Genomic DNA, 12,539 nt, shown 5'->3' with positions numbered 1-12,539 from the left:
CCTCGGGCTACTGCGGTGGGGCTACCAGTGTGCCACATGAATTGCCGTTCGCAGAAGTGTTCTGCATCTCGCAGGAAGCGTGCTACTGTGGTGGGGTTGCTGCATATGGCAGTGGCTTGCTACGAACGGAAGGAGGTGCCCCGTGACCGACGAAGACGCCCAGCAGGGTGTGCTGCTCAGCGGTGAGGCGAACGTCGCGGTGCGCATCAAGCTGGAGCGCGAGGCGCGCGGCTGGAGCACCAACGCCCTGTCCGACCGCCTGAACGAGGCCGGCTTCGAAATGAACCCGTCCGCGGTCTGGCGCATCGAGAACGGCAAGCGCCGCATCAACCTCGACGAGGTCATCGGCTTCGCCGAGGTCTTCGGCCTCGACCTGCGCAACCTCGTCGGCCCCCCGCAACTCGCCGCCCAGGCCCACGCCATGGAACTCATCGACGCGGTCGTGGACGCATTCCGCGAGACCCAGCGGGCCAACGCCGCCTTCGCCCAGGCGCGTGACGCCCTGGACGCGTACCTCGCCGAGCACCCCGACATCCGCGAGGAAGCGGACGTGATGGTCTCCAACGCCATGGCCGAGGCGTCCACCAAGCACCTGCTGGAGACGTACGGGCCGCCGCCCGGCGAGCACCGTGACACCGGCTCGTCCGACGAGGCATAGCCTCCGACTCCTGCTCCCGTCCTGGGCCCGCAAACCCCCAGCACGGGCATCTCACCCCCTCATCCCAGGCGATCTGCCGGCGGGCCGGTGTTGCCGCACCCATGCCCGCCAGAAGAGGACTCACCCCTTGCGCCAACCCGCAATACCCCCTGTCTCCGCACCGACTCCGCGCGCCGACTCAGCCCTCCCGCGCCTCTATCGCCCCGAGGAAGTCGCGGCCGTCCTGGGCTGCTCCGCCTGGTGGGTCAAGGACCGCGCCCGGCGGCGGCTCATCCCCTTCACGCGGGCCGGTCGCGCCTACCGCTTCACCGGCGAGCACCTCGCCGAGATCATCCGCATGCATGAGGCACGCCCTGCCTCCCCGCAGCAGCCCTCGGCGGCTGCTCCCGCTCCCAAAGCACCCACTCCCCAGCCTTCCCAGAGGTCTGCCGCGACCCCGGCTCGCCTGCGCGCCCGGCCACCACGCCGAACACGCCAGGGCCAGTTCGGGACCGCCGCGTAACACGAGGACGAGGAAGGGGAGGGGTACGTGGGTTTCGCGGAGAAGCGCGGAAACTACTGGCGCGGTCGGTACAAGACCGCGCCCGGCAAGCACAACACGGTCGTCGACGAGACCGGCAAGGCGATCCGGTTCGCCACCAAGGGCGAGGCGCAACGGGCAGCGGCCGAGGCAGAGAACAAGTACCGGCGCGGCGACTGGCGCGACCCGGCACTCGGCCAGGAGACCTTCGGCGAGTACGCGAACCGCTGGTACGAGGCCCAGGACCTGGCCGCCTCGACCATGCAGAACTACAAGCGCCACATCGAGGAGCACCTGCTCCCTGACTTCGAGGACAAGGCGCTCGCCGGCATCCTGCGCACGGACGTCGACCTGTGGGAGAAGAAGGAGAAGGCCGTCTACGCGGCCTCCAGCGTCAAGACCTGGCGCTCGACGCTCCACCTGATCTTCGAGGACGCGATCGACGAGGGTCTGATCGTCTCCAACCCTGCGGCCAGGCGGCGCGGGCGCGGCAAGCGCGCCGGCCGCTCCCGCGACCGCGGGCCGGAGAAGGTTGTCACCGACCCCCTCGGCATCCTGCTGACCGCCGAGCGGGCCGCTCTGCTCTCCGGCCGCGACGACGAGTTCGTCGCCGTCGTCCTCAAGGGCTACACCGGCATGCGTTGGGGCGAAATCGTCGGCCTGGAAGCGGAGTTCGCCCGGCCCGGTGCCGTGCGCGTCGAGTGGCAGCTGTACGAACTTGGCGGGAGCAGATCCAGCGCACTGGAGGCTGCGCCGACCCGATCCACCTGCAAGGGCTCACCGTCACCCGCGACGCCAAGTCAGGCGACGTCCTCTACTCGTACTCGACCGACGGTGAGCCCGGGGGCCGGTTACGGGTGGCCTGTGGCAACCGCCGGGCCTCGCGCTGCCCGTCGTGCGCCTGGACCTATGCCGGGGACACCTTCCACCTGATCCGCGCGGGGCTGACCGGGGATGAGCGCAAGGACGTCCCGGTGGCGGTCCGCACCCATCCGAAGGTGTTCGCCACGCTGACCGCGCCGTCGTTCGGGCCGGTCCACAACCGCCCCGACACCGGCCGCTGCCGCTGCGGCACCGCCCACAGCGAGCACGACTCCGCCATCGGCACGCCGCTCGATCCCGAGCGGTACGACTACGCGGGCGCGGTGCTGTGGAACAACCACGCGGGCGACCTGTGGCGGCGCTTCACGATCTACCTGCGCCGGGAGATCGCCGCCCGCGCCGAACTCTCCCAGACCGCCATGAAGGAGGTCTGTCGGGTCTCGTTCGGGAAGGTCGCCGAGTACCAACAGCGCGGGGCCGTGCACTTCCACGCGATCGTGCGACTCGACGGCCCCGGTGGTCCGGAGGATGTTCCGCCGTCGTGGGCGAGTGTGGCGCTGTTGGATGCCGCGATCCATGCCGCCGCGGCTCGGGTCTCGGTTCCGGTCCCGGCCGCCGGCACCCTCCGGGCGCGGGAGCTGCGCTGGGGTTCGCAGGTCGATGTCCGCCCGATCGGCACGGATGACGGCCAGGAACTGACCGAACAGGCCGTCGCCGCATACGTGGCCAAGTACGCCACCAAGGCCGCCGAGACTACCGGCACTGTAGACCGCCGGGTCGGCAACCGCGAGGCCCTCGACCTGTTCGACGTCCCCGCCCACACCCGCCGTCTGATCGAAGCCTGCTTCGACCTCGACCCGCACTATCCGGACCGCAAGCTGCGCGCTTGGGCTCACATGCTGGGCTTTCGCGGGCACTTCTCCACCAAGTCCCGCCGCTACTCCACCACCCTGGGCGCGCTGCGCCAGGTCCGCGCCGACTACCGCGCCCGCCAGGAACGCCGTGAGCGCGGGCTTCCCGATCCCGATGACACCTTGGAGGGTTCCACGCTCGTGCTCGCCCACTGGACCTACGCCGGACACGGCCACACACCGGGAGAGTCCTGGCTCGCTGCCAGCATCGCCCGCGACATCCGCACCAACCGCGACACCGCCCGCGAAGCCCTCGCCGACCTACCCGAAGACCAGGCGGGGGAGTGGTGACCATGACGACGGCAACTCCCGCTCGGCCCGCGCTCTATCGGGTTCCGGACGCCGTGAAGGTGCTGAACCTGAGCCGTACGGTGATCTATGAGCTGATCCGCACTGGTCGCCTGCGCACGGTCAAAGAGGGCCGTACACGGCTCATCCCTGCGTCGGCAATCGCTGATTACGTCGCGCTGCTGGAGCGGGAAGCTGGGGGCAAGCGATGAGCACGCGGCGGAGTCGCGGGGACGGCGGGCTCTACTGGAGCGAGACGCGGCAACGGTGGATCGCCGCCGCGAGTCTCGGCTCCGACCCCAGCGGCAAGCGGATCATGAAGCGGGCCAGTGGAAAGACGAAGACCGAGGCCAAGAACAAGCTCAAGGAACTCATCCGCAACTACGAGGACGGCTTGGCGCTGGCACCGTCCGGCTACACCGTGGCGAACGCGGTCAACGACTGGCTGGCCTACGGGCTGGCGGGCCGCGACCAGGGCACCGTGGACGCCTGCACCAGCCTCAGCCGCATTCACATCATCCCGGCGCTCGGGGCCCGAAAGTTGCGGGACTTGAGCGCCGAAGACGTGGACAAGTGGCTCGGCAAGCTGGCGCAGACTCTCAGCACTCGAACTCTGGAAGGCATCCACTCCTGCCTGAACCGCGCCGTGAAGCGGGCTTTGGCCCGGGACAAGGTGAAGCGCAACGTCGTGGAGCTGTGCTCGGTGCCGAAGGGACAGCCTGGCCGGCCGTCCAAGGCGCTCACCCTCGCCCAAGCCGAGGCGGTGCTGACTGCTGCCGAACGTACCTCGATGCACGCCTACATCGTGGTGGCGCTCCTCACCGGAGCGCGTACCGAGGAGATGCGGGCGCTCACCTGGGACCACGTTTACCTGCGTGGCGACCCCAAGACCGACCCGCCGACCCCGCCCTACATGGCGGTGTGGCGCTCGGTCCGCTCCGGGGGAGACACGAAGACCAGGAAGTCACGCCGCACGCTCGCGCTCCCCGCCCGGTGCGTGGACGTGCTGTGGCAGCACTGGGAAGACCAGGGCTGGGACCGCCTGGCGGCCGGCGACTCGTGGGAGGAGCACGGGCTCGTGTTCTGCTCGGCCGTGGGGAAGGAGGCAGACGCCTCGCACGTCCGGCGGGCCTTCCGGGCGGCTCTCAAGAACGCGGAGGGCGTGAACGCGGCGCGCCCCGGGAGCTGCGGCACAGCTTCGTCTCGCTGCTGTCGGACCGCGGTGTCCCGCTGGAGGAGATCTCGCGCCTGGTCGGCCACTCCGGTACGGCCGTCACCGAAGAGGTCTACCGGAAGCAGATCCGCCCGGTGATCCAGACGGGAGCGGTCGTGATGGACGGCATCTTCAAGCGCGATCCGAAGCCGTAGACACTCACTTAGACACTCAACAGCAAGCAGGGCCGGTCTCCCCATTGGGGAAACCGGCCCTGACCTGCATTTTCCGAAGTCGGGGTGGCGGGATTTGAACCCACGGCCTCTTCGTCCCGAACGAAGCGCGCTACCAAGCTGCGCCACACCCCGGTGTCGCTTCGTGGCCTTGGGCCCGGCGCGACGAGGATTACTCTAGCGGACCTCCCGCTGGAGACGAAATCCGGTTTTCCCCGGCGGCTCAGGCGCCGGTGTCAGGGTGAGCAGGGTCGCCTCGGGCGGGCAGGCGAAGCGGACCGGGGTGTAGCGGTTGGTGCCGCAGCCCGCGGACACGTGCAGATAGGAGCGGTGGCCGGCGGCCTCGTGGGTGGACAGGCCCTTGACCCGGTCGGTGTCGATGTCGCAGTTGGTGACCAGGGCGCCGTAGAAGGGGATGCACAGCTGTCCGCCGTGGGTGTGACCGGCGAGGATCAGCGGGTAGCGGTCGGCGGTGAAGGAGTCGAGCACGCGCAGGTACGGGGCGTGGACGACGGCGAGGGAGAGGTCGGCGTCCGTGTCGGGGCCGCCGGCGATGGCGGCGTAGCGGTCGCGGCGGATGTGCGGGTCGTCGAGGCCGGCGAAGGCGATCTCGATGCCGTCGTCGAGCTTGAGGCGGCCGCGGGTGTTGTTGACCCCGACCCACCCGGCCACGTCGAAGGCGTCGCGGACCTCTTCCCAGGGGTTGCGGGTGACGCCGATGGCCGGGTCGTTCTTGCCGTTGAGACCGTGCACGCCCCGGACGCGCTCGACGAGATAGCGGGCGGGGTTGCGCAGCTTGGGGGCGTAGTAGTCGTTGGAACCGAAGACGTACGCGCCGGGGAGGTCGAGCAGCGGGCCGAGGGCGTCCAGCAGTTCGGGGACGCCGTGGGGGTCGGAGAGGTTGTCCCCGGTGTTCACCACGAAGTCCGGGCGCAGCCCTGCCAGCGACTGCAGCCATCGGCGCTTCTTGTTCTGGCCGCTGACCATGTGGATGTCGGAGATCTGCAGGACGCGGATCGGCCGCATCCCGGCCGGCAGCACCGGCACCGCCACCCTGCGCAGGCGGAAGGACCGCACCTCGATTCCGGCCGCGTAGGCCACGCAGGCCGCACCGGCAGCTGTGATGCCCAGGGGTACTCCGTATCGCGCGCGCATGCCCTCCATGGTGGCAGACGGCTCGTCAGGGATAAATTTCCGGCCCTCCCGGCGGCGACCTGGCAGACTCGGGGCCATGACCACCACGCTCAAGCAGCGTCTGCACGACGACCTCACGGCTGCCATCAAGGGGCGCGACGAGCTGATCTCGTCCACCCTCCGTCTCACCCTCACCGCGATCACCAAGGAGGAGGTCGCGGGCAAGCAGGCGCGCGAGCTCTCCGATGACGAGGTGCTGCAGGTGATCGCCCGCGAGGCGAAGAAGCGCCGGGAGGCCGCCGACGCCTTCGAGCAGGGCGGCCGCAAGGAGGCCGCGGAGCGTGAGCTGGCCGAGGGCGAGGTGCTGGCCGCGTACCTGCCGAAGCAACTGGACGACGCGGAGCTGGCCGGCATCGTCGCCGCGGCGATCGAGGAGTCGGGGGCCGCGGGGCCCAAGGCGATGGGCGCGGTCATGAAGATCGTGACCCCGAAGGTCGCGGGCCTGGCCGAGGGCGGCCGGGTCGCCGCGGAGGTGCGCAGGCAGCTCGCGGACGGCTGACCGCGCCCGGCGGAACGCCGAAGGGGCGCCTGGACCGATCGGTCCAGGCGCCCCTTCGGCGTCATGTCACATTCCGTGGGGGATCAGCCCGGCCCGGTGCCACCCGTCTCAGGGGTGCCGGTCCCGGGGCCCGTGGTGCTGTTGGTCCCACCGCTGCGGCCGTTGCCGCCGCCGGTGGTGAAACCGTTGACACCGTCGGCGCCCAGGGTGTCGCCACCGAAGATGTCGCCGAGGAGACCGCCGTCCCCACCGTTGCCGTTGCCGCCGTTGTTGCCGCGGCCGTGGCGGTCGTCATTCTCGTCCCGCGGCTTCTCGGGATCCTTGATGGCGACCGTCGGCAGACTGGGCGAGACGGTGCCGGCCAGGGCGCCGGACATCGCGTCCTTCCAGATCGGGCCCGGGGTGTCGGCGCCGTAGACCTCGGCGTGGTACCGGCCGCCGATGGTGATGTTGGTCATCTTGCGCTTGTGGGCCGGGTCGCCGACCCAGACGGCACCCGCCATGTCCGAGGTGTAGCCGACGAACCAGGCGGCGAAGCGGTAGTCCGTCGTACCGGTCTTTCCCGCGCTGTCGCGGTCGTTCAGCCCGGCCTGCTGACCGGTGCCGTCCTCGACCACGCCCTTGAGCAGGGTGTTGATCGTGGAGGCGGTCTGCTCGGACATGGCCCGCTCGCACTCGGTCTTCGGCACCGGCAGCTTCTTGCCGTTCGCGTCGGTGACCGACTCGATGGCGATCGGCGTGCAGTACTCACCCTTGTTGGCGAAGGCCGCGTAGGCGGCGGCCATCTTCAGCGGCGACATCTCGTTGACGCCGAGGGTGAAGGAGGCACCGAGGCCGAGCTTCGTCCCGCCGGCGCGCTCGGTGATGCCGAGGGCGTTGACCATCCGCGTCACGTCGCACAGGCCGGCGTCGGCCTCGAGGGAGACGAAGTAGGTATTGATCGACTTCGCCAGCGCCTCCCTCATCCCGTAGGGGCCGACCTCGGACTTGCTCTCGTTCGGCACCTTGGCGTCGCTGGTGTAGCGGTTGCCCTTGCAGTCGGTGACGTCCGGGTACGGCATCTCGTACGGCGAGGGGTAGACCTGCGCCGTCGACATGCCCTTCTCCAGGGCGGCCGCGGCGGTGAAGGGCTTGAACGTCGACCCCGGCTGGTAGCCGGCGCCGCCGCCCATGCTCCGGTCGACGGAGTAGTTGATCTGGGTCTGGTTCTTCTTGAAGCCGTACGGGCGGGACTGGCCCATCCCGACGATCTTGCCCGTGCCGGGCTGGACCAGCGTCACGGCGGTGGCGACGTCGTCGCTCTTGTACACGTGCCGGCTGATCGAGTCCTGGACCGCCTGCTGCGCCTTCGGGTCCAAGGTGGTGCGGATGGTGAGGCCGCCCTGGTCCCAGCGCTTGGAGCGCTCGGCCTTGGTCTTGCCGAAGGCTTTGTCGCTGAGGAAGACCTGGTGCACGTAGTCGCAGAAGAACCCGGCGCCGTTGCCGGCGGTGATGCAGCCGTTCTTGGGCTGGCTGATCTTGAGGCCGAGCGGCTTCTTCTTCGCGGCGTCGGCCTCGGCCTGCGTGATGTCCTTCAGGTCGGCCATGCGCTGCAGCACCACGTCGCGGCGCTTCTTGGCCTCCTCCGGGTCGTTCACGGGGTCGTAGCGGCTCGGTGACTGGACGAGACCGGCCAGCAGCGCGGACTCGGTGAGCGACAGGTCCTTGGCGGACTTGCTGAAGTAGCGGCGGGAGGCGGACTCGACGCCGTACGCCTGTTCGCCGAAGAAGGTGATGTTGAGGTAGTTCTCGAGGATCTTCTTCTTCCCCAGCTCCTGTTCGAGCTGGATGGCGTACTTCATCTCCTTGATCTTGCGGCCGATGGTCTGCTGGGTGGCCTGCGCGACCTTGGTCGCGTCGTTGCCGGCCTCCTCGATGAAGACGTTCTTCACGTACTGCTGCGTCAGGGTGGACGCGCCCTCGGAGACACCGCCCTCCTGGGCGTTCTTGTTGAGCGCGCGCAGGATGCCCTTGACGTCGATGGCGCCGTGCTCGTAGAAGCGGGCGTCCTCGATGGCGACGATGGCCTGCTGCATCGACTTGCTGATCTTGTCGAGCCCCACGACCTTGCGGTCGCGCGAGTAGACGTTCGCGATCAGGTCGCCCTTGGCGTCCAGGATCTGGGTGCTCTGGGAGAGCGGCGGGCGCTTGAGCTCGCCCGGCAGGGAGTCGAAGCCGGCCGCGGTGCCCTTGGCGCTCAGTCCGAGAGCTCCGGCCGCGGGGAGGGCGATGCCGGCCAGCACGACGCCGGCCATGACACTGACCCCGAGGAACTTGGCGGCCTGCTGAGCGGTGCTGGTGCCCCCGCTGCCGGTGGGGCGCGATCGCTTGTGACCCATGGGGTGCAGCTTACGTTGCCATTCTTAAGACGTGGGCATGCTTGTTCGCCTACTCTGTAACAGACAGGCGCGAACACTGCGCACACGTCTGTCTTCCGTCCTCACTCTTGTGGGTGATGAGAACTGCCCGAATTCCTGTCATATGCCAGCCATATGACCTGGATCTCAGGCCCTCGAAGTGGCGATCTGGCCGTTTTGCGCCAATTCGCCTGTTCTGTCGTCGGCTCACTCCGTCGGGTGATCTGCCGCGTACGCATAGTCCGTTCGGGCCATTCAAGATTGGGCCTGAAAGGGCTGTTGCGCCGTGCCCACCTTCCGTAACGTCCTCAACTGGCAACGGTGAATATGCCGCTTGCCGCCGTGGGGGAGCCTCGATTCGGGAGAGGACGGCGCCAGCATGAGCAGCTGGGTTACGGACTGGAGTACGCAGGCCGCGTGCCGCACGACGGATCCGGATGAACTTTTCGTCCAGGGAGCGGCCCAGAACAGGGCCAAGGCGGTGTGCACCGGCTGCCCGGTACGCACCGAGTGCCTGGCCGACGCCCTGGACAACCGCGTCGAATTCGGCGTCTGGGGCGGGATGACCGAGCGGGAGCGCAGGGCGCTGTTGCGCCGGCGTCCCACGGTCACCTCGTGGCGCAGGCTGCTGGAGACGGCGCGCACGGAGTACGAGCGCAGCACGGGTGTGCTCCCGCTCGACGACGAGGGCTACGACGACTACGCCGCCGTCGGCTGACCCTGCGCGAGCCGTTCGCCGATCGCGCGCAGGCCCTCGAGGTCGTGCACGTCGCCGGGCAGGGCCGCGACGTCGACCATCGGCACGTCCGGGTGCACGGAGACGAAGCGGTCGCGGGTGCGCCGCTCGCGCGCGACCAGCTGCATCCGCTCGGCGTGCAGGCGCAGCAGGCCGGCGGCGAGACGGTCGGCGTCCAGCGGGTCCGGTTCCGTGGGCCGGCCCGCGGGCGGGTCCTGCGCGGGCGCGGAATCGGCGGGGTGGCCGTCGGGCGATTCGGGAGAGTTCGTGTCCGCACTGTCCGTACCCGGGGTCCCTTCGCCGCCGTCGGCCGTACCGAGTCCAGCTTTCCCGCGGGGCTGATCCACAATGCCGGCGCTTTGAAGATTTTCTGCGGGTTCGTCAAACTCCCCGGTCAGCTGGGGAGTTGGAGGATCATCGGTCAGGGCGCCGCGGCCCGCGGGACCATCGGCGTCCAGGTCGTCCAGCGCCTCGGCCGCCGCCAGCGCCCGTTCCGCCGTGAGCTGCGCCGCCCCGCTGCCGTGCACGCGGTTCAGCACCAGCCCGGCCAGCGGCATGTTCTCCGCCGCCAGCCGCTCCACGAAGTACGACGCCTCCCGCAGTGCGTCCCGCTCCGGTGCGGCCACCACCAGGAACGCCGTCCCGTTCGCCTGGAGCAGTTTGTACGTGGCGTCCGCCCGGGAGCGGAAGCCGCCGAACATCGAGTCCATCGCCGCCACGAAGGTCTGCACGTCGCGCAGCAGGTGCGCGCCCATGACCTTGCTGAGCGTGCCGGTCATCATCGACATCCCGACATTGAGGAACTTTACGCCCGCCCGGCCGCCGACCTTCGCGGGGGCCATCAGCAGCCGGATGAAGCGTCCGTCCAGGAAGGACCCCAGCCGCTTCGGGGCGTCCAGGAAGTCCAGCGCCGACCGGCTCGGCGGGGTGTCGACGATGATCAGGTCCCATTGGTCGAGGGCGCGCAGCTGGCCGAGTTTCTCCATGGCCATGTACTCCTGCGTGCCGGCGAAGCCCGCGGAGAGCGATTGGTAGAAGGGGTTGTCCAGGATCGCCCGGGCCCGCTCCCGGTCCGTGTGCTGCAGCACGACCTCGTCGAAGGTCCGCTTCATGTCGAGCATCATCGCGTGCAGCTCGCCGCCCGCGGACTCGTCGATCCCGGCCACCTTGCGCGGGGTGTTGTCGAGTTCCGTGAGCCCCATGGACTGCGCCAGCCGGCGCGCCGGGTCGATGGTCAGCACCACGGCCTTGCGGCCCCGCTCGGCGGCGCGGACACCCAGCGCCGCGGCCGTGGTGGTCTTGCCGACCCCGCCCGAGCCGCAGCAGACGACGATCCGGGTCTGCGGATCGTCGATCAGCGGGTCGATGTCCAATACCGGACTCTCCAGGCTCATGCGACCCCCAACCCCTGCTTCCGCAGATTTTCAGCCAATCTGTACAACCCGCCGAGATCGACCCCGTCGCCCATCAGTTCCAGCTCGTACGCGGGCAGCCCCAGCGCGGCCAGTTCCGCGCGCTGGGCGCGCTCCAGGGCCACCCGCTCCGCGTGCTCGTGCGCCTGCGCCAGCAGCGGGTCGACGAGCCGCTCCGCGAGGCCACCGCGCCGCGCGCCGCCCAGCCCGGCCTGGGAGAGCGCCTTGGCGATCGCTGTGCGCCGCCCGTCGCGCGCCGAGGCCACGGCCACGCCGTCCATCACCACCGGGCGCACCATGTTGATGACCACGGCCCCGGTCGGCAGCCCGGCCGCGCGCAGCTCCGCCACGCCGTCCACGGTCTCCTGGACCGGCATCTCCTCCAGCAGGGTGACCAGGTGCACCGCGGTCTCCGGGGACTTCATCACCCGCATCACGGCCTGCGCCTGATTGTGTATCGGGCCGAACCGGGCCAGCCCGGCGACCTCGTCGTTGACGTTGAGGAAGCGGGTGATCCGCCCGGTCGGCGGCGCGTCCAGCACCACCGCGTCGTACGACCGCCAGCCGGCCCGGTCCTTGCGGCGCACGGCCTCGCAGACCTTGCCGGTCAGCAGGACGTCGCGCAGGCCCGGCGCCACGGTGGTGGCGAAGTCGATCGCGCCCAGCTTCTTCAGGGCCCGGCCGGCCCGGCCGAGCTTGTAGAACATGTCGAGGTAGTCCAGCAGCGCCTGTTCGGCGTCGATGGCCAGGGCGTACACCTCGCCCCCGCCCGGCGCCACCGCGATCTTGCGCTCCTCGTAGGGGAGGGCCTCGGTCTCGAAGACCTGGGCGATGCCCTGGCGTCCCTCGACCTCCGTCAGCAGGGTGCGCCGTCCCTCGGCGGCCAGCGCGAGTGCCAGCGCCGCGGCGACCGTCGTCTTGCCCGTGCCGCCCTTGCCCGTCACGATGTGGAGCCTCACACCTGCGAGCCTAACCAGTAGAGGGCGGGGCTACGCAGGGGCGGGGCTGTGCCAGGCATTACAGTCCCCTCATGACGAAGTGGGAATACGCGACCGTGCCGCTGCTGGTGCACGCGACGAAGCAGATCCTGGACACCTGGGGCGAGGACGGCTGGGAGCTCGTCCAGGTCGTGCCGGGCCCGAACAACCCCGAGCAACTGGTGGCGTACTTCAAGCGGGAGAAGACCGCGTGAGCGGCGTCGAGCAGCGGCTCGCGGAACTGGGGCTGGAGCTCCCCGCGGTGGCCGCGCCGATCGCCGCGTACGTCCCGGCCGTCCGGTCCGGCGCGTACGTGTACACGTCGGGCCAGCTGCCCGTCGTCGAGGGCAAGCTGACCTGCACGGGCAAGGTCGGTGCCGAGGTCACCGCGGACGAGGCCAAGCAGCTCGCCCGCACCTGCGCGCTCAACGCCCTGGCCGCGGTCCGCTCCGTCGTGGGTGACCTCGACCGCGTCAAGCGCGTCGTGAAGGTCGTCGGCTTCGTCGCCTCCGCCCCCGACTTCACCGGGCAGCCTTCCGTCGTCAACGGCGCGAGCGAGCTGCTCGGCGAGGTCCTCGGCGACAAGGGCGTGCACGCCCGCAGCGCCGTCGGGGTGGCCGTCCTGCCGCTCGACGCGCCGGTCGAGGTCGAGATCCAGGTCGAGGTCGAGGACTGACGTCCCGTACCCCTCCGGCCAGGCCGCGCCCGGTCACCGGAGGGGTGCCCGGGCCCGTGCGGCC

At 69.9% G+C, this 12,539-nt stretch carries 12 protein-coding genes, 1 tRNA gene and 2 pseudogenes; 10 read left to right on the top strand and 5 right to left on the bottom strand.

Annotated features, from left to right (window positions below; genetic code table 11):
• Nucleotides 1–142 precede the first annotated feature (142 nt).
• The 6 genes and pseudogenes from ACRWNP_RS00360 (at nt 143) to ACRWNP_RS00335 (ending at nt 4,567) form a co-directional block, all read left to right on the top strand.
• Nucleotides 143–658 (top strand): helix-turn-helix domain-containing protein, encoded by a 516-nt coding sequence (locus tag ACRWNP_RS00360; RefSeq protein ID WP_431958814.1) that lies wholly within the window; start codon nt 143–145, stop codon nt 656–658.
• Nucleotides 659–785: 127 nt separating this feature from the next.
• Nucleotides 786–1,160: a helix-turn-helix domain-containing protein gene (locus ACRWNP_RS00355; RefSeq protein WP_431958813.1), complete on the top strand. Its 375-nt coding sequence runs from the start codon at nt 786–788 to the stop codon at nt 1,158–1,160.
• 27 nt (nt 1,161–1,187) lie between these two features.
• A pseudogene (locus tag ACRWNP_RS00350) lies at nt 1,188–1,898 on the top strand (LacI family transcriptional regulator); the annotation flags it as partial.
• Complete coding sequence (gene repSA, locus ACRWNP_RS00345) at nt 1,880–3,202, top strand: replication initiator protein RepSA (RefSeq protein ID WP_431958812.1); 1,323 nt, start codon at nt 1,880–1,882, stop codon at nt 3,200–3,202. The pseudogene ACRWNP_RS00350 and the gene repSA, both read left to right, overlap by 19 nt.
• 2 nt (nt 3,203–3,204) lie before the next feature.
• Nucleotides 3,205–3,411, top strand: coding sequence for a helix-turn-helix domain-containing protein (locus tag ACRWNP_RS00340; protein ID WP_431958811.1), 207 nt, complete (start codon nt 3,205–3,207; stop codon nt 3,409–3,411).
• Nucleotides 3,408–4,567 (top strand): annotated as a pseudogene (locus tag ACRWNP_RS00335) (tyrosine-type recombinase/integrase). The gene ACRWNP_RS00340 and the pseudogene ACRWNP_RS00335 overlap by 4 nt, the downstream one beginning before the upstream one ends.
• Nucleotides 4,568–4,646: 79 nt before the next feature.
• On the opposite strand, the gene ACRWNP_RS00330 reads toward ACRWNP_RS00335, so the two are convergent.
• Nucleotides 4,647–4,720 (bottom strand) — tRNA-Pro (locus ACRWNP_RS00330).
• 42 nt (nt 4,721–4,762) lie between these two features.
• Nucleotides 4,763–5,740 (bottom strand): metallophosphoesterase, encoded by a 978-nt coding sequence (locus tag ACRWNP_RS00325; protein WP_431958810.1) that lies wholly within the window; start codon nt 5,738–5,740, stop codon nt 4,763–4,765.
• 76 nt (nt 5,741–5,816) lie between these two features.
• Between ACRWNP_RS00325 and ACRWNP_RS00320 the strand changes: the two genes are divergently transcribed.
• Nucleotides 5,817–6,278 carry a GatB/YqeY domain-containing protein gene (locus ACRWNP_RS00320; protein WP_431958809.1) on the top strand — a complete coding sequence of 154 codons (462 nt, stop codon included), beginning with the start codon at nt 5,817–5,819 and terminating at the stop codon, nt 6,276–6,278.
• Nucleotides 6,279–6,361: 83 nt separating this feature from the next.
• Here the strand turns inward: ACRWNP_RS00320 and ACRWNP_RS00315 are convergent, their stop codons facing one another.
• Nucleotides 6,362–8,656 carry a transglycosylase domain-containing protein gene (locus ACRWNP_RS00315; protein WP_431958808.1) on the bottom strand — a complete coding sequence of 765 codons (2,295 nt, stop codon included), beginning with the start codon at nt 8,654–8,656 and terminating at the stop codon, nt 6,362–6,364.
• Between the two features lie 397 nt (nt 8,657–9,053).
• Between ACRWNP_RS00315 and ACRWNP_RS00310 the strand changes: the two genes are divergently transcribed.
• On the top strand, nt 9,054–9,392 hold the full coding sequence (locus ACRWNP_RS00310; RefSeq protein ID WP_361007162.1) for a WhiB family transcriptional regulator: 339 nt from the start codon (nt 9,054–9,056) through the stop codon (nt 9,390–9,392).
• On the opposite strand, the gene ACRWNP_RS00305 is transcribed toward ACRWNP_RS00310, so the two are convergent.
• Both ACRWNP_RS00305 and ACRWNP_RS00300 read right to left on the bottom strand, forming a co-directional pair.
• Nucleotides 9,374–10,804 carry an ArsA family ATPase gene (locus tag ACRWNP_RS00305; protein ID WP_431958807.1) on the bottom strand — a complete coding sequence of 477 codons (1,431 nt, stop codon included), beginning with the start codon at nt 10,802–10,804 and terminating at the stop codon, nt 9,374–9,376. The genes ACRWNP_RS00310 and ACRWNP_RS00305 overlap by 19 nt on opposite strands.
• Entirely contained in the window at nt 10,801–11,781 is a 981-nt protein-coding gene (locus ACRWNP_RS00300) for an ArsA-related P-loop ATPase (protein WP_431958806.1), read from the bottom strand. The genes ACRWNP_RS00305 and ACRWNP_RS00300 overlap by 4 nt, the downstream gene beginning before the upstream one ends.
• A gap of 71 nt (nt 11,782–11,852) precedes the next feature.
• Here ACRWNP_RS00300 and ACRWNP_RS00295 point away from each other — a divergent pair, with 71 nt between their 5' ends.
• The gene (locus ACRWNP_RS00295; RefSeq protein ID WP_431958805.1) at nt 11,853–12,014 is read left to right on the top strand and encodes a DUF4177 domain-containing protein; all 162 of its coding nucleotides are present in this window, start codon (nt 11,853–11,855) and stop codon (nt 12,012–12,014) included.
• Nucleotides 12,011–12,475 carry a RidA family protein gene (locus ACRWNP_RS00290; protein ID WP_431958804.1) on the top strand — a complete coding sequence of 155 codons (465 nt, stop codon included), beginning with the start codon at nt 12,011–12,013 and terminating at the stop codon, nt 12,473–12,475. Before ACRWNP_RS00295 ends, ACRWNP_RS00290 begins: the two co-directional genes overlap by 4 nt.
• Nucleotides 12,476–12,539: the final 64 nt, after the last annotated feature.

Source organism: Actinacidiphila sp. bgisy160 (genome assembly GCF_965342435.1).
Taxonomy (GTDB): Bacteria; Actinomycetota; Actinomycetes; order Streptomycetales; family Streptomycetaceae; genus Actinacidiphila.
This window is presented reverse-complemented; position numbering and strand designations above follow the sequence as displayed.